Annotated in this window: 17 protein-coding genes; 8 read left to right on the top strand and 9 right to left on the bottom strand. The window is 63.9% G+C overall.

What is annotated here, in order from left to right:
* The first annotated feature begins 53 nt into the window (after positions 1-53).
* Positions 54-1,427 (top strand): glutamate--cysteine ligase, encoded by a 1,374-nt coding sequence (locus JN280_RS32605; RefSeq protein WP_202308365.1) that lies wholly within the window; start codon positions 54-56, stop codon positions 1,425-1,427.
* A 114-nt stretch (positions 1,428-1,541) separates the two neighbouring features.
* Positions 1,542-2,453: a DUF937 domain-containing protein gene (locus JN280_RS32610; protein ID WP_202308367.1), complete on the top strand. Its 912-nt coding sequence runs from the start codon at positions 1,542-1,544 to the stop codon at positions 2,451-2,453.
* 856 nt (positions 2,454-3,309) lie between these two features.
* On the opposite strand, the gene JN280_RS32615 is transcribed toward JN280_RS32610, so the two are convergent.
* Positions 3,310-3,591 carry a DUF1127 domain-containing protein gene (locus JN280_RS32615; RefSeq protein WP_202308369.1) on the bottom strand — a complete coding sequence of 94 codons (282 nt, stop codon included), beginning with the start codon at positions 3,589-3,591 and terminating at the stop codon, positions 3,310-3,312.
* A 182-nt stretch (positions 3,592-3,773) separates the two neighbouring features.
* Here JN280_RS32615 and JN280_RS32620 point away from each other — a divergent pair, with 182 nt between their 5' ends.
* A complete protein-coding gene (locus JN280_RS32620) occupies positions 3,774-4,730 on the top strand; it encodes a LysR substrate-binding domain-containing protein (RefSeq protein WP_202308371.1) in 957 nt (318 codons plus the stop codon).
* Positions 4,731-4,793: 63 nt separating this feature from the next.
* Here JN280_RS32620 and JN280_RS32625 read toward each other — a convergent pair whose 3' ends face one another.
* Both JN280_RS32625 and JN280_RS32630 read right to left on the bottom strand, forming a co-directional pair.
* The gene (locus tag JN280_RS32625; protein ID WP_202308373.1) at positions 4,794-5,834 is read right to left on the bottom strand and encodes a zinc-dependent alcohol dehydrogenase family protein; all 1,041 of its coding nucleotides are present in this window, start codon (positions 5,832-5,834) and stop codon (positions 4,794-4,796) included.
* Between the two features lie 27 nt (positions 5,835-5,861).
* Positions 5,862-6,812 carry a DMT family transporter gene (locus tag JN280_RS32630; RefSeq protein ID WP_202308375.1) on the bottom strand — a complete coding sequence of 317 codons (951 nt, stop codon included), beginning with the start codon at positions 6,810-6,812 and terminating at the stop codon, positions 5,862-5,864.
* Between the two features lie 119 nt (positions 6,813-6,931).
* Here JN280_RS32630 and xseA point away from each other — a divergent pair, with 119 nt between their 5' ends.
* Positions 6,932-8,500: an exodeoxyribonuclease VII large subunit gene (xseA, locus tag JN280_RS32635; RefSeq protein ID WP_202308377.1), complete on the top strand. Its 1,569-nt coding sequence runs from the start codon at positions 6,932-6,934 to the stop codon at positions 8,498-8,500.
* Positions 8,501-8,648: 148 nt separating this feature from the next.
* Positions 8,649-8,789: a DUF1127 domain-containing protein gene (locus tag JN280_RS32640; protein ID WP_202308380.1), complete on the top strand. Its 141-nt coding sequence runs from the start codon at positions 8,649-8,651 to the stop codon at positions 8,787-8,789.
* 67 nt (positions 8,790-8,856) lie between these two features.
* On the opposite strand, the gene JN280_RS32645 is transcribed toward JN280_RS32640, so the two are convergent.
* Entirely contained in the window at positions 8,857-9,105 is a 249-nt protein-coding gene (locus JN280_RS32645; protein WP_202308382.1) for a hypothetical protein, read from the bottom strand.
* A 207-nt stretch (positions 9,106-9,312) separates the two neighbouring features.
* On the opposite strand from JN280_RS32645, the gene JN280_RS32650 reads away from it, so the two are divergent.
* On the top strand, positions 9,313-9,816 hold the full coding sequence (locus JN280_RS32650; protein ID WP_202308384.1) for a methyltransferase family protein: 504 nt from the start codon (positions 9,313-9,315) through the stop codon (positions 9,814-9,816).
* A 312-nt stretch (positions 9,817-10,128) separates the two neighbouring features.
* On the opposite strand, the gene hydA is transcribed toward JN280_RS32650, so the two are convergent.
* From hydA to JN280_RS32675, 5 genes are read right to left on the bottom strand one after another with little or no spacing between them, the layout of a single operon-like run.
* Entirely contained in the window at positions 10,129-11,532 is a 1,404-nt protein-coding gene (gene hydA, locus JN280_RS32655; RefSeq protein WP_202308386.1) for a dihydropyrimidinase, read from the bottom strand.
* Positions 11,533-11,548: 16 nt separating this feature from the next.
* On the bottom strand, positions 11,549-12,880 hold the full coding sequence (locus JN280_RS32660; RefSeq protein WP_202308388.1) for an amidohydrolase family protein: 1,332 nt from the start codon (positions 12,878-12,880) through the stop codon (positions 11,549-11,551).
* Positions 12,881-12,883: 3 nt separating this feature from the next.
* A complete protein-coding gene (locus JN280_RS32665; RefSeq protein WP_202308390.1) occupies positions 12,884-14,164 on the bottom strand; it encodes a TRAP transporter large permease in 1,281 nt (426 codons plus the stop codon).
* Positions 14,161-14,688 carry a TRAP transporter small permease gene (locus JN280_RS32670; protein ID WP_202308392.1) on the bottom strand — a complete coding sequence of 176 codons (528 nt, stop codon included), beginning with the start codon at positions 14,686-14,688 and terminating at the stop codon, positions 14,161-14,163. Before JN280_RS32670 ends, JN280_RS32665 begins: the two co-directional genes overlap by 4 nt.
* Positions 14,685-15,683 carry a TRAP transporter substrate-binding protein gene (locus JN280_RS32675; protein WP_202308394.1) on the bottom strand — a complete coding sequence of 333 codons (999 nt, stop codon included), beginning with the start codon at positions 15,681-15,683 and terminating at the stop codon, positions 14,685-14,687. The genes JN280_RS32670 and JN280_RS32675 overlap by 4 nt, the downstream gene beginning before the upstream one ends.
* Positions 15,684-15,907: 224 nt before the next feature.
* Between JN280_RS32675 and JN280_RS32680 the strand changes: the two genes are divergently transcribed.
* Both JN280_RS32680 and JN280_RS32685 read left to right on the top strand, forming a co-directional pair.
* Positions 15,908-16,630, top strand: coding sequence for a GntR family transcriptional regulator (locus JN280_RS32680; protein ID WP_202308396.1), 723 nt, complete (start codon positions 15,908-15,910; stop codon positions 16,628-16,630).
* Between the two features lie 25 nt (positions 16,631-16,655).
* On the top strand, positions 16,656-17,399 hold the full coding sequence (locus tag JN280_RS32685; RefSeq protein WP_202308398.1) for an aspartate/glutamate racemase family protein: 744 nt from the start codon (positions 16,656-16,658) through the stop codon (positions 17,397-17,399).
* The last annotated feature ends 439 nt before the right edge of the window (positions 17,400-17,838 follow it).

Genomic DNA, 17,838 nt, shown 5'->3' on the forward strand with positions numbered 1-17,838 from the left:
CCGGCTCCGATCGTCCATCTAGCGCCGGCATCCGGGCGGCGGGAGAACTGACGATGGCACGCGATACGACCGATTTCCAGCCCATCGAGGGCCTGGATGAGCTCGTCGCCTATCTTGCCGCCGGCAACAAGCCGCGCGACCGCTGGCGGATCGGCACCGAGCACGAGAAATTCCCCTTCTATGTCGACGGCAATGCGCCCGTTCCCTATGGCGGTGAACGCGGCATCCGGGCGCTGCTTGAAGGCATGCAAAGGACGCTCGGCTGGGATCCGATCATGGATGCCGGCCGCATCATCGGCCTGGTCGAGCCAACCGGCCAGGGCGCGATCTCGCTCGAGCCAGGCGGCCAGTTCGAGCTTTCCGGCGCGCCCCTGGAGACGATCCACCAGACCTGCCGTGAGGGCAATGCGCATCTGGCGCAGTTGCGCGAGATCGCCGAGCCGCTGGGCATCCGTTTCCTCGGCCTCGGCGGCAGTCCGAAATGGACGCTCGCTGAAACGCCGAAAATGCCGAAGTCGCGCTACGACATCATGACCAACTACATGCCCAAGGTGGGGACCAAGGGCCTGGACATGATGTATCGCACCTGCACGATCCAGGTGAACCTCGATTTCTCCAGCGAGACCGACATGCGCCGCAAGATGCAGGTTTCGCTGAAATTGCAGCCGCTTGCGACAGCACTGTTCGCCAATTCGCCCTTCACCGAAGGCCGCCCGAACGGCCTGCAATCATGGCGCGGCGATATCTGGCGCGACACCGACAACCAGCGCTCGGGCCTGCTGCCTTTCTGTTTCGCCCCCGATTTCGGCTTCGCCGACTATGTCGAATGGGCGCTCGACGTGCCGATGTATTTCGTCATCCGCGACGGACGCTACCACGACGTGACCCATGTCACCTTCCGCCAGTTCATGGACGGCGCGCTCAGCAACAGCGTCCCGCAGGGCCTGCCGACCATGGGCGACTGGGCCAATCATCTCTCGACCCTGTTCCCGGATGTGCGCCTGAAGCGCTTCCTCGAAATGCGCGGCGCCGACGGCGGCCCCTGGCGCCGCATCTGCGCCCTGCCCGCCTTCTGGGTCGGGTTGCTTTACGACGAGGCAGCCCTCGACGCCGCCGAGGCGCTGACCCGCGGTTGGACCTATGAGGACGTTCGCGCCATGCGCGACGCGGCGCCGGCCGGCGGGCTCGGAGTGCCCTTCGGCTCCGGCACGTTGCGCGACGTCGCCCGGGAGGCCCTCGCCATCTCGCACACCGGCCTAACGAATCGCGGCCGCAAGAACCGCGACGGATATGACGAGACGCATTTCCTGTCGCCGCTCGACGAGGTCGTGGCGCGCGGCACGACCAGCGCCGAGGAGATGCTAAACGCCTATCACACGCGTTGGGGCGACTCGATCGAACCGGTCTTCCTCGAATACGCCTATTGACGGGGCGCGCGCGCCCGCACGCGAAGCCACTTCATTCGGCCGGGAAAAGGCTCTAGCCTATGGACCACGGCGCCGGACCGCCGTCCGGCGCGGGAGGATCACGAGGACGTTCCCATGCCCAATCTGTTCGACATGCTCGCCAACGCCCAGAACGGCGGCGGCATAGAGGCGCTGGCCCGCCGGTTCAATCTCTCCCAGGAGCAGGCCCAGGCCGCGGTGGAGGCGCTGCTGCCGGCCTTCAGCCAGGGGTTGAAGCGCAACACGTCGGACCCCTATGGCGTCGGCGCCTTCCTGTCGGGCCTCTCCAGCGGCCAACATGCCCACTATTTCGACGACGCCGCGGACGCCTTCTCGCCACAAGGCACGGCCGACGGCAACGACATTCTCGGCCAGATCTTCGGCTCCAAGGATCTGAGCCGGGCCGTCGCCTCCCAGGCCGCCCAGGCAACCGGCATCGGCCAGCAGGTGCTGCAACAGATGCTGCCGGCCGTGGCCGCCATGATCATGGGCGGGCTGTTCAAGCAATCGACCAACCAGATGCAGGCCGGTGGCTTCGGCAGCGCGAGCAACCCGCTCCAGGAGATCATCGAGCAGATGATGAAGCAGGGCGGCGGTCTCGGCATGCCGCAGGCGCCTCAACCGCGGCAAGCGCCGCAGCCGGCAGACCCCTTGGACAATCCGTTCGGCAAGATCCTCCAGGACATGTTCGGCGGCGGTGCAAAGCAGGCGCCCCAGCAACGGCAACAGGCGCCCCGGCAGCCGCAGCAGATGCCCGGCGGTTATGGCGACAACCCGCTCGGGCGGATATTCGAGGAGATGCTGCGCGGCGGCCAGGCGACTCAGCCGGAACCTTCCCCCGAACCGCAGCCACAGCGGCGCGCCAATCCCGGCGAGCGTCCGCGCAACCCCTATGACGACCTGTTCGGCGACATGTTCGAGACGGGCACGAAGCAGCGCGACGATTATCAGAAGGGCGTGGAGTCGATCTTCGACCAGTTCGTGAGGGGCATGGACCGCTATCGCTGACGAAGCGCGACCTGCGCTTCGGGCGGACGAGGTCCCCAAGACCCCGGACACGCGCCGCGTTGCGTAGAAACAGAAAGCGCCGGGATTGCTCCCAGCGCCTCCCTGTCACTCCAAAGCCGCCGAAACGGCCTTGTTGTTGACGACCACGACGGAGCGGTTCTTTCGAGATCCGTTTCGTCGGGATCACCCTTGCGAGACCGGCGAAGGCTCCGCCCGGGCATGCCATCGAAGAACTTGACCGGCCTTCATGGCGGGCATCGGCCCAACGCTTCACGTCTGCAACCGCTGGCGCTGGCCCCGTTCGGTCCCTGGACCGGCCGATCACGGCGGCCAAAGCCGCCTGACGCCTGCCCAGAACGGGCCCCGGGCTTTTTGCCGCCGATCCGGTCCATCGACCATTCGGACCGACCGTCGGCACCCGAGTTGCCCTTACGTTACGCCATGGTTCCGACGAGACCAATCCCGCAGGCCCTGTGGACAGCGGGATTATCGTGGATTGCCGGCAAGCCTTGAGCGGAAGAGATTTCGTGGAAGTGGGAACCGCGCGCGGGATGTCGCTTTGGGGAAAACGGCCAGTCGCCTGCCCGGGCCGGTGCGGTCCGGTCGGCCGAACCGCGCTTGAAAAAAGCCCGGCCTGGAAAAGGCCGGGCAAATGCAGGCTGGCCGGGGGAGCCGGCGGGAGTGGGATAGCCTGCTTAGGGAAGCTTTTTGAGCGGCGGACGCACCGATGGAATCCGTGCTGCCGCTCCTTTCATTCGTCGTGGCATCGGATTCATCCCGATACCGATGCCCGCTTGTCGGATGCCCGGCAGCGTATCGCGTAAAGAGGGTTTGACGCGATACGCCATTCGGGACTTCAGCAGACCCCGCGCGCGGCGGTTTCCTCGTTGCGGGCATGGACGATGTCGTTCAGCCGCGCCGTCGGATCCATGCCGAAGGGCGAGCCCACGGCGACATGGAGGTCGGTGCGCCGGAGGCCGATATCGGCCAGTTCGGCATCGGACATCTCGCCCAGCCGCAGGAATTCGCGGCGATTTTTCCACGAGCGATAAAAGCCCGATGCCGCATTGAGCACACGCACCGCCCAGCCATGACGCGGGGCGGCGCGCAGCGAGGTCGAGTGGTCGAGCGTGGTCATTGCGATGTCTCCTTGCGATCCAGGCAAACCCCGTAAGCCCGAAACGGCGCGTGGGAGGACACGCCCTTCCGGCTCGGGTTCGAAAGCCTCATGTGAACGATCGCACTATGCCGACACCCTATTGATTAGTCCAACGAATGTTTTTAATCTTACGCATCAACTTTGATGATGAGTTTTCGGCCATGGCCTCACCGCTCGATCTCGACCAGTTGCAGACCTTCGTCACCATTGCGGACACCGGAAGCTTCACCCGGGCAGCGGAAGAAGTGCACCGCACCCAGTCGGCCGTCTCCATGCAGATGCGCCGGCTGGAAGAGCGGATCGGCAAGCCTCTGTTCGAGAAGGATGGCCGCACCAACCGGCTGACGGAGGAGGGCGACAGGCTGCTCGCCTATGCACGCCGCATGCTTCGGCTCAACCGGGAAACGCTCGCTGCCTTTGACGATTCGAGCCTCGAGGGCCAGGTGCGCATCGGCACGCCCGACGACTACGCGGACCGTTTCCTGCCGGAGATCATGGGCCGCTTCGCGCGCTCCAATCCGCGCGTCGAGCTGTCGGTGGTCTGCGAGCCGACCATCAACCTGGCCGAGCTCATCCGGCGCGGACATCTCGACATCGCGCTCGTCACGCAATGCGAGGATGTCCGGCCGGTCGAGATCGTACGCAATGAACCCTTGCTCTGGGTCACTTCCGCCAATCATTCCGTCCATGAGGAGGAGATCCTGCCGATGGCTTTCGGCCGGCCGACCTGCCAGTGGCGACGCGCGGCCAGCGACGTGCTCCATCAGATGAACCGCGACCACCGCATCCTGTTCACCAGCTGGTCCGCGACGGTCATCATCGCAGCGGTGCTTTCCGGCCTCGCCGTGTCGGTGTTGCCGGAATGCGCGTTGCGTCCCGGCATGCGGGTGCTCTCCGAGGCCGATGGCTTCGGTCCCTTGCCCGACATCAAGATCGGCATATTGCGCGGCCATTCGAGCAAGGCCGACATCGTCGATGCGCTTGCCCGGCACATCGCCGAAAGCCTCGACAACATCTCCGTCCCGCTCGCCGAGGAGACCGGCACCTTCGATTTCGCCGCACTTGGCGGCATTCGCAGCAAGCGCCTGCGGCCGAACCATGTGATGGCGGGCTGGTGACGCGAATACCGATCCGGCGCTGAGCGAGGTCTCCGTCGCCCGGCCGGGCGATTGCACGCAGCGTCAGAATCTGTCGACGACGGTGATGCCTCGTCCCTCGAAGCTGTCCATGCGCGTCAGCGCGGCGGGCGCCTCGTCGAGGTGGATGCGCTTGCCGATCAGCTTCTGCGGCGCGAGTTTGCCCGTCTCCAGCATGTCCATCATGGCCTGGTAGCGGAAGGCCTGCATGCCGTGGCTGCCCAGGATCGCCAGCTCATGGGCAATCACCTTGTCCATGGGGATCGCCGGCCGGGCATGATCGTCGAGCATCAGGCCCACCTGCACATGGCGTCCACGGCGACGCAGATTGGCGATCGAGTTGAAACAGGTCCTGGGATGGCCCAGCGCGTCGATCGAGACATGGGCGCCGCCCCGGGTGACATCCCGCACCGCGCCGACGACGTCCTCGGTGGCCGCCGCATTCACGGTCGCCACCGCGCCGATCTCCCGGGCGAAGGCGAGTTTGTCCTCGGTCAGGTCGACGGCGACCACATTGGCGCCCATCGCGGTCGCGATCATGATCGCGGACAGCCCGACCCCACCGCAGCCATGGACAGCCACCCATTCGCCGGGCAACACCTTGGCCTGGTCGACGATCGCCCGGAAGGACGTAACGAAACGGCAGCCAAGGCTGGCCGCGGTGACGAAGTCGAGCCCGTCCGGAAGCCGGACCAGATTGACGTCGGCGAAATCGAGGGCGACAAATTCGGCGAAGGACCCCCAGGCGGTGAAGCCCGGCTGGAACTGGTTCTCGCAGACCTGGTGATTGCCCGACATGCACTCGTGGCAATGGCCGCAGCCGGCGCCGAAGGGAACGGTGACCCGGTCACCGACCCGCCAGCGCCGGACGTCCTTGCCGACCGACATCACGGTTCCGGCCAGTTCGTGCCCCGGCACATGCGGCAGCACGACGTCGGCGTCGTGCCCCATCCAGCCGTGCCAGTCGCTGCGGCAGAGGCCGGTCGCCTCGACCTTGACGACGACGCCCGCAGCATCCGGCTCGGGATCGGGCACCGTGCGGATCTCGGGAGCCTGGCGGAATGCTTCGAACAGGACGGCTTTCATCGACGTTTCTCCCGCAATCGCGGCGTTTTAGCGCTTGCCGCTTCGAATCACCAGGACGTTGCCGAGGGCGACGAGGCCCAGCCCGACGGCCGCCCAAGGCGTCCATTGATAGCCCTCGAAGACGGTCGAGATCAGCAGCGCGAAGACCGGGAACATCACCGTCGCGTAGCCCGCCCGCGCCCCGCCGATCCGTCCAAGCAGCGTCAGATAGGCGGCGAAGGCGACCACGGTCGCAACCACCGCGAGGAACAGGAGCGAACCGAGATAGGCGACCGTCGGCACGATGATGAAGGGGCGGCCGAAAAGCAGCGCCAGGAAGGCGGACCACAGCGTGCCGTAGAGCATGCCCCAGGCATTCATGGAGATGAGCGGCAGGCCGCGCCGCTGCGCCGACGCCGAAACCAGGTTGCCCAGGCAGAAGGACAGCGTGCCGGCCACGCATAGGAGAAGGCCGGTCACCGTACCGCCGGACAATCCGTGTGCGGCCATTTCCGGCCAGAACATCAAGGCGATGCCGGAAAAGCCGATCAGCCCGCCGGCCAGGATCCGCGCCGACGGGCGCTCGCGCATCACGATCGCGCCGAGCATCATGTTGACGACCGATGCCAGGGAGAAGACGACGGAAAGAAGGCCGCTCACCAGATGGAGGGCACCGTAGTAGAACAGCAGGAAGTTGGACGAAAAGATCAGCACGCCAAGCGCGGCGAAGCGCAGATGGTCGGCAATGGGAAAGCGCAAGGGACGGCGCGACAGGAGCACCCAGCAGAACATCAGCACCGTCGCGATGGCGAAGCGCCAGACGAGATTGACCTCGTTGGAGACGGTGCCGACCTGCAGCGAGATCGCGAACCAGGAAGCACTCCAGCCGACGACGGTCAGGGCGTAGAGTCCGTAGTCGATCGGCTCAAACGGCTTGTCGGTGCGCGACGAAGCAAGAGGGGGCGCCGCAACCTGGCGCGGCTGGGACTGGACGTTCATGTGTGCTCCCTAGATCCGCCGCCGAGGCAGCGTCCAGCCAATTCTTCTGATCCCTGCATCAGGCGAAGCGATCGACGCGCCACTTGACCTCGGGCGGACAAGGCGCGCCAATCCGGTTCATGAGCGACTTCCTTGCCAACGATTCGAAGACCAACGCCGCCGAATATACGGTGAGCGAGATATCCGGCGCGCTGAAGCGGGTGGTCGAGGATGCCTTCGGCAATGTGCGCGTGCGCGGCGAGATTTCCGGCTATCGCGGGCCGCATTCTTCCGGCCACGCCTATTTCTCGCTGAAGGACGACCGTGCCCGCATCGAGGCAGTGGTGTGGAAGACAACCATGTCCAGGCTGAAATTCCGGCCCGAGGAAGGCATGGAGGTCATCGCCACCGGCAGGCTGACCACCTATCCCGGCTCGTCCAAATACCAGATTGTCATCGACAATCTGGAGCCCGCCGGCGCCGGCGCGCTGATGGCGCTCCTGGAGGAACGCAAACGCCGGCTCGCCGCCGAGGGCCTGTTCGACCAGGACCGGAAGCGCCGCCTGCCCTACATGCCGGGCATTATCGGCGTCGTCACCTCGCCGACCGGGGCGGTCATCCGCGACATATTGCACCGCATCCGCGATCGTTTCCCCTTGCATGTGCTGGTCTGGCCCGTGCGGGTGCAGGGCGAGACGGCCGGCGCGGAGGTGACGGCGGCGGTCGAAGGTTTCAACGCGCTCGCTGCCGACGGGCCGATCCCGCGTCCCGACGTGCTGATCGTGGCGCGCGGAGGCGGCAGCCTCGAGGATCTCTGGGGCTTCAACGACGAGGGGCTGGCACGCGCCGTCGCCGCCTCGAAGATCCCGGTGATCTCGGCCGTCGGCCACGAGACCGACTGGACGCTGGTCGATTTCGTCGCCGACATGCGTGCTCCGACGCCGACGGGCGCGGCCGAATTCGCCGTGCCGGTCAAGGCCGAACTGCAGGCGACGCTGGCCAGCCTCGCCGCCAGGCTTTCGGGCGCTACGTCGCGCGGCGTCGAGCGCAAACGCCAGGCGCTGCGCGCCGCCGGTCGCGCGCTCCCTTCGCCGGACCAGTTGCTGGCGCTGCCGCGCCGCCGTTTCGACGAAGCCACCGCCCGGCTCGGCCGCGCGCTCGTCGTCAGCACCGAACGCAAGCGCGCGCGGCTCGACGCGGCGCGGATCGCGCCCTCGCTGCTGGCGCGCAGGCTGGCCGAGGCCCGCCGCCATCTGGATCACGCGGCCGGCCGGCTGCCGAAAGGTGCCCAGGCGGGCCTGCGCGAACGCCGGCGACATCTCGCGACACTCAATGCCCGCATGACGGTCGAGCCGATTGCCCGGCATGCGGCCGAGCTTCGTCGCGAGGAACAGCGGATCGCCGTGCGGCTGCGCCGGGCCGTCGACGGCCTGCTCGCTGCCCGCCGCACCCGTTTCAGCCAGGCGGAAAGGATGCTCTCGACGGTCTCCTACCAGTCGATCCTCGAACGCGGCTTCGCCGTGGTGCGCGACGCGGACGGCCAGACGGTCAAACGCGCAGCAGCGCTGGGGGCCGGTGCCCCGCTCTCGATCCAGTTCGCCGACGGCGTGGCCGGCGCCGTCGCGACCGGCTCGGCCGATACGCCAAAACCGCGGCCGAAACCGGCCCCCAAGGACAGGTCCGGCGGCCAGCAAGGCTCGCTGTTCTGAACAGCGGGGGCGCCCGGACACAGCCTTAAAGAAGAATGAATGCTGCATTGCACCACGCGCATTGCCGCCATGCAATGTCGTCGCTTCAACCGCGCCGCGACCCTCACTATCTCACCGGCAACAGGAAATTCACGAAATGGAGGGTCAGATGAACCTTATTCGCAACTATCAGAACTGGCGCCGCGTGCGCGAGACGATCAACGAACTGAACCGCTTGTCGAACCGTGAACTCGCCGATCTCGGCATCAACCGCGCCGAGATCGACCGGGTGGCGCGTCAGGGCCGCTGATCGATCATTTCAAACGCCGACGAAGAACCCGCCGCGAAACCGGCGGGTTTTTTGTTGGGGCCAACACTCACGCGGCGTCCGCGCCAACCTCGGTCGCCTGCGGGCGCGATGCGCCGGACCGGTTGCCGATCGCTGTCAACCGCAGCAGATCCCTGTCGCGCATCCCACTCTGATACGCACTGATCAGCCGGCGCGCGACCGCGTCGGCTTCGCCGCCGAGTGATTTCGGCAGGCATCCGTCGAAGACCTCCTGAAGGAATGCCAGTTCGTGGGGGCGAAAGACCCCGCATTTCACAATGCCTGGAGAAATAGCCATGCCAACCTCCCATTATATGGGCGGGAGCACACAAGGTCTTTCGACCGACAGAGCCCCATTGCCATGTCATGATGAAGAGGGTTTCCTATCACATTTTGGGGCGATCCTCTAATCACGGAGGAAGACAAGCAGGAACATGGATATAGCCTGCCCACCTTACGGAGGAGGCGGGAAGGACGTGGCAGCCCATTTGAAGGAGGTTCATCCATGCGCAGGCAGACGGCCGTCATCGGCTCGGCGGTCTTCTTCGTCGGGGTGCCGCTGATGGTGGGCGGCATCATTCCGTGGCTGTTGAACGGCTGGCAATTCCGACCGGCCTTCCCCGGCATGGCGCCGATCCGTCTCGCGGGCATTGCCCTCGTACTTGCCGGCCTGCCGGTGCTGATCGATTCCTTCGCGCGCTTTGCGCTCCAGGGACTGGGCACGCCGGCGCCGGTCGCACCGACGCGGCATCTGGTGGTGACCGGCTTTTATCGCCATGTCCGCAACCCGATGTATGTGGCGGTGCTTGCCGTCATTCTCGGCCAGGCGCTGCTGTTCGCGGATGTGAGACTTCTCGCCTATGGCTTCGTCTTCTGGCTGGCCTGCCACCTCTTCGTGGTCTTCTACGAGGCACCGACGCTCAGCCGCAGCTTCGGCACCGATTATGACGTGTTCCGGACCAATGTGCCGCGCTGGATGCCGAGGCTGCGTCCGTGGTCGCCGCGGTGACGGAAATTCGCGGCGGGTTGTTGTCACATTGTTTGAATTGATGGCACGCGGATGGCCTGTGGGTATTTCAGGCGAGCCGCAGCGCCACGACCCTCCATTCAGCCAGAGCCTGACGGCGATGAGATCTATTTTGAGACGCCAAGCGGTTTTTGGAAGCCTCGTTGCCGAAAGGTTGCGACAGAACCTCGGAAGCTGCGAGACAACTCGGCCTCTGCCGCTCAGCTGTCTATCGGGAGATGCGACGAAACGGGATCAGTCGCCCAAGCCGATCTCTTTCCGTTCGTCACCCTCCGTTGCTTGGCGAAGCCAAAATCAGGCATAGACGCTGCGATCCCTCGCAATGTGATCTCCATGGCCCTTCGCGCCGACCAGAACGCCGTCCCGGACGATCACCTTTCCCCGTAACATGGTCATCACGGGCCAGCCGGTGATCTCAAGCCCTTCATAGGGCGAATAATCCGACCCGTCGTGCAGAAGGCCGTGCGTCAGCGTCTGCCTGATGCCGGGATCCCAGATCGCGATATCGGCATCGCCGCCGACGGCGATCGTGCCCTTGCGGGGATACATGCCGTACATTTTTGCGTGGTTCGTCGACGTCAGCGCAACGAAGCGGTTGATGTCGATACGGCCCTTGACCACTCCTTCCGAGAAAAGGATGGGCAGCCGCACCGCGACGCCTGGAATGCCGTTCGGTATCCAGCGGAAGCTGGTGCGCCCGCGCGGCGTCAGCTTGCCCTCGGGATCGTCGTATCGGAACGGGCAATGATCCGACGAGAACACCGAGAACACGCCCTGCTGGATGCCTTCCCAGCAGGCCGCCTGACTGGCCGCGTCGCGCGGCGGCGGAGAGCAGACATATTTTGCGCCCTCCATGTTGAGGCCATCGAGATCCTTCTCGGTAAGGACGAGATACTGGGGACACGTCTCGCCGAAAACCTTCAGGCCCCTTTGCTGCGCGCGGCGGATTTCCTCCATCGACTCACGGTTGGAGACGTGAACGATCATCACCGGCACGTCGGCGATCTCGGCGAGTGAGATCGCGCGATGGGTCGCCTCGCGCTCGACCGCGATCGGACGCGAAGTGGCGTGGAACCGAGGGGCCAAATTGCCGAGCTGTTCCATCCGGTCCGTCAGGAAGCGAATGGCGTCATAGTTCTCCGCGTGAACCATCACCAGCGCGCGGCTCGACCGGGCGACCGACATAACCCTCAAGAGATCGAAATCGCTGAGCGCGAGCCCCTCATAGGTCATGAATACCTTGAACGACGAATAGCCGTCCTCGACCAGCGCCGGCAGCTCCTGCCCGAGAACCTGTTCCGTCGGATCGGCGATGATCAGGTGGAAGGAGACGTCGACATAGCACTGGCCTTCGGCCTTGGCGTGGTAATGCTTCAACGCCTCGCGCAGGGACTGTCCCTTCTCCTGCAGGCAAAACGGCATGATCGTGGTATTGCCGCCGAATGCCGCGGAGCGCGTTCCGCTTTCGAAATCGTCCGCCATAACGATGCCTTCGCCGGATGGCTGGGACACATGAACATGGCTGTCGATACCGCCGGGCAGCACCCATTTTTCGCTTGCGTCAACGATGTCCGCCGCTTCGCCGAGATCCTGGCCGAGAGCGGCAATACGGCCGTCCCGGATACCGACATCGCACGCGAAAACGTCAGACGCCGTCGCGATCCGCCCGCCGCGGATAATGGTGTCGAAAACCGACATTGCACTCTCCCGGAGTTCACGCGGCGCGTGCGCGCGACCACAGACTTTCGGCAGCTCTCTGCGCATCGCGCAGGATCTCGTCCTGATCGACATGAAGCGGACGTCCGTCTTCAACCACGACGACGCCATCGACAATGACCATGTCGACGTCACGACCCTGAGCGGTATGCACCAGATTTCCGAGCGGCTCGATGTTCGGGACAAGATGGGGACGGCGATAGTCGAAGATGACCATGTCCGCTTTCTTTCCAACCTCTAGCGAGCCGATCTCGTTCTCAAGCCCCATCGCCCGGGCACCGCCCATCGTCGCCATCTCAAAAACCGTGTGCGGCTGCCAGAAATCGGTCACGTGTCCTTCCTGAACGCGGCCCGAGTTGAGCGCCCAGCGCATCACTTCGACCATATCGGCATGCATGTTGTCGGTTCCCAGCGCAAACTGCGCGCCCGCCTTCCGGAGAGCTGTCGTCGGCGCGATCGTTCCTCCCGTCTGGTTGCCCTTGGCGATATGTGCGACATGGACACGCCGGCCGCCGATGCGGGCAATGTCCTGCGCATCGACGTGGATGCAATGGGCGGCGACCAATCGGTCGTCGAGAAGCCCGATATCGTCATAGAGCTCGGGCGGGCTCATGCCGTCGCGCTCGCGAATGCGTTCGACTTCCAGGCGGCTCTGCGACAGGTGCGACTGTACACGCAGGCCGAGTCGATCCCTTTCGTCGCGAATTCGCTCCAGAAGCCAGCGGGAGCATGTATCGGGCGCATGCGCCGCAAGGTGAACGCCAAGTCTGCCGTTTTCCTTGCCATGGAAGCGTTCGTACAGTTCCACCGCCTCGCCGAGTGACCAGTCGCCGATCTCCGGTTTGTGCTCCCACTCCGCAAGATGCACGCGAGAGAAATCAACATCGTGGATTCGCCCCGAGCCCCATACCCGGATTCCGGTTTCGGCCATGGCCGGCATGGTCAGCTGCTGGTGGACATAGGTATCGTTGATCAGCGTCGACCCGAACAGGAGCGCCTCCAGCGCACCGAGCCGCGCCAGGGCAATCGCTTCGTCCTCGGTCACTTCATGGCCGTGAGGTACCCCCGGCGTATAGGCCGGCGCAAAACCCATATCCTCCGCAACACCGCGCACCATGGTCAGGATGGCATGCGTATGGATATTGACGAAACCGGGCGTCACCACCTTGCCACGCGCATCGATCGCGCGAAAATTCTCGGCAACGGCGGGAACGCCCTGCCCGAGAGCGGCGATGCGTCCGTTCCGCACGAGGAGGTATCCATCCGTCAGGAGCGGCCGGCCGGCCGCTCCTGTCAGAATGATGGCATTGCGCACAAGAAGATCGGTCATGACCTAGTACCCGAGCGTGCGCGGCAGCCACAGAACGATCGACGGGAACAATGCGCACAGCAGAAGCACGCCGAATTGTACATAGACATAGGGAAGAGACTCGCGGATGACCGTCGTCATCGGCACCCGGGTGATGCCGCTCATGACGAAGAGCAATACTCCGACCGGGGGTGTCATCATGCCGACAACAAGGTTGTAGGTGAACAGAAAACCGAAATAAAGCGGATCGATTCCGTAGGCGACGGCCACCGGAGCAAACAGCGGCACCAGCATAATGTAGGCCGCGTTCGATTCGAGCAGCATACCGATGACCACAAGTCCCGCCATGACCAACATCAGGAACACCACAGGATCCGAAGTGAATGCCTGAATGGCGTCGGAGACACGCTGCGGCACCATATCGATGGTGAAGACAAACGTAACCGCGGCGGCGAATGCAATCAGCGCACCCACCATGGCGGAGGTGACGGCGGCACGGAACATGCACGACGGAAGATCGCGGATACTCAACTTGCGCGTTATGAAGAAACCGATGACGGCAGAGTAGACAACGGCGATTGCCGCACCTTCCGTCGCCGTAAATACGCCTCCAACGATTCCGCCAACGACAATCACCGGCATGGCGATGATGATAGCGGCACGCCGAAAATGGTAGAACGCGTTGCCGAAGCTGAACTTGTCGCCGGTAAGTTCATAGCCGCGTCGCCACGAGATCCACGAGGCCAACGACATGAACGAAAGCGTAAGGATGATGCCGGGCACGATCCCGGCCATAAAAAGGCCGCCGACGGACACCGTCGATCCCGCCATCAGTGCGTACACGATCATGGCGTTGGACGGCGGTATGACGGGGCCGAGATTTGCCGCGGATGCGATCACCGCGCTCGCGTAGCCTGGCGAGTAGTGCTTCTTCAGCGCCGGTACGAGGGAGGAACCCAACGCGCTTGCGCTGGCGACAGCCGCTCCCGACACGGCAGCGAGGATCATGCCCGCGACGATGGTCACATGGGCCAATCCGCCATGAACGCGGCCAACCAGCGAGTTCGAGAACGCGATCAAGCGCTCCATGATGCCCGCTTTCACCATCAGTTCGCCGGCCAGCATGAACAGCGGAATCGCCATCAACGGGAAATTGTCTATGGCGTACATCATTCGCTGCGGCATGACGACAAGTTCGAAGTCGGCGTATTGCAGCGCCGCCAGCGATGCAAACCCCAGGGCAAACGCCAGCGGCATCCCGATCGCTGCCGCCAGAAGGAAAATGCAGACGACAAGAAGCGTCATAGTTCGCTCTCCCCCGCCCATGTGCCGGAGCCACCCCACACGAGAGCAACAAGATGCAGAAAGGAATGACCCACGGAGATAAGCACGGGGATGTAGAACAGAGCCGCGGTTACCGGCATGGTCGGCATGAGCTCCGGCCACTTGTCCATCGTCGCCGTCCACGAGACGGCGAGCGTGACCATCATGAGCAGCGCGCCGAGTCCTGCGCTGAGACGGAACATGCCCTCCTGCCAGCGCTCCGGCAGCAAGTGCACGATCAGGTCGATGCCGACATGCACTCCGTATTTGACGCCGTGCGGAATGGCGAGAAATATCGCCCATACAAAAAACAGCCGCGACAGTTCGTCGGCGGAATCTATCGATGACGACAGCGCGTAGCGATAGAATACCTGCAGCGAGACGAGACAGGTCATTACCGCCATGACGGCAACGATGACGACATAGGATATCCGGTCCAGAGCCCTGAGGAGGCTCTTATATGCCTTCAGGAGGCCGGATTTGTGCGATCCCGCCGCACTGGTCATTTTGTGGCCTCGGTCAGTACCTGATCCACCAGAGCCGGATCAACGCGCTTCTTGAGGTCTTCGGCGATCGAAGCCGTCGCCTTGCGCATTGCGGCGCGCGCTTCCGGCGATACCTCGTTGAACTCCATACCCGCTTCGATGAGCTTGTCGCGCCAGACAAGATCGAGACGCTCGGCCTCTGCCCGCTGCCATTCCATCGCCGCCAGCATGCTCTCGCGCACGATCGTCTGATGCTCGGGCGAAAGCTTCTCGAAAGCGCGCTTGTTCGCGACGACATTGATCATGTCGTAGAAATGGCCCGTTGCGCTCAGATATTTCTGGACCTCGTTGAAGCGACGCGTGGCGATGATGTTGTAGGGGTTTTCCTGCCCGTCGAGCACGCCCTGCTGCAACGCCGAGTAGAGCTCCTTGACGTCCATCGCGATCGGATTTGCGCCGAGCGCGCGGAACGTGGCGAGGTGCACCTCGTTCGGCTGAAGGCGGATTTTCAGCCCCTTGAAATCCTCAAGCGATTTGATCGGGTGCTGGCTGTTTGTCGCGTGGCGGTAGCCGAGTTCGCCATAGCCGAGACTGACGAAGCCGTTGTCCAGCAGCTTGGCATCGATTTTCTTGCCGACATCCCCGTCGATCACTGCAAAGGCCTTGGCGCGCGTATCGAAAAGAAACGGGAGCGACAACGTCTCGAATTCCGGGACAGTCCGTGTGAAATACGCAATTGACGTCACTACGGCGAAGATCGTTCCGGAACGCACCTGGTCCACGTTCTCCTGGGCGCCGCCAAGCTGCATGGCCGGGAAGTTGTCGATCTGAAGCTCGCCATTGCTGCGCTTCTCGACCTCCTCCTTGAAAATCTTCATCGCGCCGGTGGCGGTGTGGTCTTCCGGAAAGTTGCCGGCGAAACGAAGCCGGGTCTGCGCTTCGGCAGGGCCAAGCACGACCGCGAGACCGAACGCTCCCACAGCGAGCAGGCTCGACCATTTCCAACAATTGCGCATCACAGATCCTCCGTTGTCCCAGCCGGCGAGGATTTAGGATCCCCTGCTGCCCTGGCTCTTTTGTCGGGACCAATGATTTGCAGAAAAACGGCGGCAAGCAATCTTTTTTTGCATATCGTATGCAATTTTTAATTAGCGCATTGATTTCAGGCACAATATGCTTCCTAATTGAGCATCGATTTGGCCACGCGGGGGGCTTGTTCCCGGTGCGGTGGAGAGATGAAATGAGCGCACCGACAAAAAGACCCCGAGGGCGTCCCCCGCTACGGCGGCCGGAAATCACCCCGAAGAAAGTGACATTCAGCGCCCTTCATGCACAGGCTTTGGGTACCCTCCGCGAGATGATCGTGACCGGCGAACTGAAGGCCGGCGAACGTCTTGCGGAAGCGGCGGTATGCGACCTTCTTGGAATCTCGCGTACGCCACTGCGCGAGGCACTCAAACTCCTGGCAGCCGAAGGCCTTGTCGAGCTGCGTCCCAATCGTGGTGCGACGATTGCGCCGCTGCACGAAGCCGAGATCGCGGCACTTTTCGAAGCCGTCAGCGGCATCGAACGGATTGCGGCCGAGCTGGCTGCAAAACGGATGACGCCACCCGAGATTAGCCGCCTGCACGCCCTCCAGGCGCGCATGGAAGAGCATTTCGAGCGCGGACAGAGATCCGCATATTTCCGGCTCAACCAGGAGATTCATCAACTCATAGTCGCCGGTGCGAAGAACGAGGTACTGACATCGACGCATGCCATCCTGCTGGCCCGCGCCGAGCGGGCACGCTATCTGGCCCTTGACACGCAGGATCGCTGGGACCAGTCCGTCGACGAGCATCGTCAAATTCTCAAGGCTCTTGAACAGGGGCGCGCCGAAGATGCGGGGAAGCTTCTCGGCGAACATGTTGCGCGTACAGGAGCAGCCGTCTCCGCAAATCTGAAGAATGGGACCGCCAGTTGACGGCCTACACCGTGGAGATCAAACCGTGCGTCTTCTTCTGCTGAATCCGAACACGTCCGAAGGCGTAACGGAATTGATCGATCGTGCCGGCCGTGCAGCCGCCGCCTCGCAGACCGAGGTTACATCCATCACCGCTCCGCGCGGCGTGCCTTATATCGCAACACGGGCCGAGGCCGTGATCGGCGGCGCCGTTGCTCTCGAAATGCTTGCCGAGCGCCATCAGGACTACGATGCGGCCGTCATCGCCGCCTTCGGCGATCCGGGACTCGGCGGCGCGCGCGAACTCTTTCCTCTTCCCGTCATCGGCCTTGCTGAAGCCGGAATGCTGACGGCCTGCATGCTCGGCCGCCGCTTCTCGATCGTCACATTCGCCCAGGCGCTTGCTCCGTGGTACGAGGAATGCGTCGAATGGCATGGATTGCGGGGCCGCTGCGGCGGGATCAGCACGCTCGACGGCAAGTTCGCCGCGATCGATTCCGTTCAGGAAGAGAAACAGGATCTACTCGCCCAGCTCGCACATGAGGCAATCGCGAAGCACGATACGGACGTCATCGTGCTGGCCGGCGCGCCGCTCGCGGGCCTTGCCGACAAGATCGCAGATCGCGTGCCGGTGCCCGTGATCGATTGTGTCGCCGCCGCCGTCAAACAAGCCGAAGCGCTTGCCGCCCTCAGTCCCCGCAAGGCGACGGTCGGCACGTTCCGGCGCCCTCAGGCGAAACCGACGATGGGGCTGCCCTCGGCACTCGGCGCTTGGATATCTCAATTGTAGCTCGCCGTGCATGACGCGTCCGTCATATTGCCTTCCGCTCCGTCAACGGCGTCGGCGCCCGGATTTGCGGCTTTCGCGGCTCGATGGCTGGCCTATGCTCTCCCCTGCCGACGCTTCCGCCCCTTGCCCTCACGGACAACGACGCACGGCTCGGGGCGCCACTCCTTCATCGCAGTGGACTTCCACCACCTACTCCTTGCCGGTCTCCCCGCGCACCTGTCACCGACATTCTCACCGTAATTCCAGACTGGATCGTCACGCCCGTCGCCGCGGACTCGCCGCCCCCATGCACGGGTTCGTTGTTTCCTTGTCCCATATGGGAGATGCGCCCATTCGTGGCATCGGCTTAGATGCCCTCGACGGCGGGGGCTGTCTTACCTGTATCCCCAACCCAGGTGGGGCAGGCACTTTTCCGTCTCATAGGCCCGCGTCCGCGGTT

The sequence above is a fragment of the Mesorhizobium sp. L-8-10 genome (genome assembly GCF_016756635.1).
In the GTDB taxonomy this organism is placed as follows: Bacteria; Pseudomonadota; Alphaproteobacteria; order Rhizobiales; family Rhizobiaceae.

Bases quoted from the DNA above. Each gene is read 5' to 3' on its own strand.
- JN280_RS32605 (WP_202308365.1), top strand. From the start codon at position 54: ATGGCACGCGATACGACCGATTTCCAGCCCATCGAGGGCCTGGATGAG.
- JN280_RS32610 (WP_202308367.1), top strand. From the start codon at position 1,542: ATGCCCAATCTGTTCGACATGCTCGCCAACGCCCAGAACGGCGGCGGC.
- JN280_RS32615 (WP_202308369.1), bottom strand. From the start codon at position 3,591: ATGACCACGCTCGACCACTCGACCTCGCTGCGCGCCGCCCCGCGTCAT.
- JN280_RS32620 (WP_202308371.1), top strand. From the start codon at position 3,774: ATGGCCTCACCGCTCGATCTCGACCAGTTGCAGACCTTCGTCACCATT.
- JN280_RS32625 (WP_202308373.1), bottom strand. From the start codon at position 5,834: ATGAAAGCCGTCCTGTTCGAAGCATTCCGCCAGGCTCCCGAGATCCGC.
- JN280_RS32630 (WP_202308375.1), bottom strand. From the start codon at position 6,812: ATGAACGTCCAGTCCCAGCCGCGCCAGGTTGCGGCGCCCCCTCTTGCT.
- xseA (WP_202308377.1), top strand. From the start codon at position 6,932: ATGAGCGACTTCCTTGCCAACGATTCGAAGACCAACGCCGCCGAATAT.
- JN280_RS32640 (WP_202308380.1), top strand. From the start codon at position 8,649: ATGAACCTTATTCGCAACTATCAGAACTGGCGCCGCGTGCGCGAGACG.
- JN280_RS32645 (WP_202308382.1), bottom strand. From the start codon at position 9,105: ATGGCTATTTCTCCAGGCATTGTGAAATGCGGGGTCTTTCGCCCCCAC.
- JN280_RS32650 (WP_202308384.1), top strand. From the start codon at position 9,313: ATGCGCAGGCAGACGGCCGTCATCGGCTCGGCGGTCTTCTTCGTCGGG.
- hydA (WP_202308386.1), bottom strand. From the start codon at position 11,532: ATGTCGGTTTTCGACACCATTATCCGCGGCGGGCGGATCGCGACGGCG.
- JN280_RS32660 (WP_202308388.1), bottom strand. From the start codon at position 12,880: ATGACCGATCTTCTTGTGCGCAATGCCATCATTCTGACAGGAGCGGCC.
- JN280_RS32665 (WP_202308390.1), bottom strand. From the start codon at position 14,164: ATGACGCTTCTTGTCGTCTGCATTTTCCTTCTGGCGGCAGCGATCGGG.
- JN280_RS32670 (WP_202308392.1), bottom strand. From the start codon at position 14,688: ATGACCAGTGCGGCGGGATCGCACAAATCCGGCCTCCTGAAGGCATAT.
- JN280_RS32675 (WP_202308394.1), bottom strand. From the start codon at position 15,683: ATGCGCAATTGTTGGAAATGGTCGAGCCTGCTCGCTGTGGGAGCGTTC.
- JN280_RS32680 (WP_202308396.1), top strand. From the start codon at position 15,908: ATGAGCGCACCGACAAAAAGACCCCGAGGGCGTCCCCCGCTACGGCGG.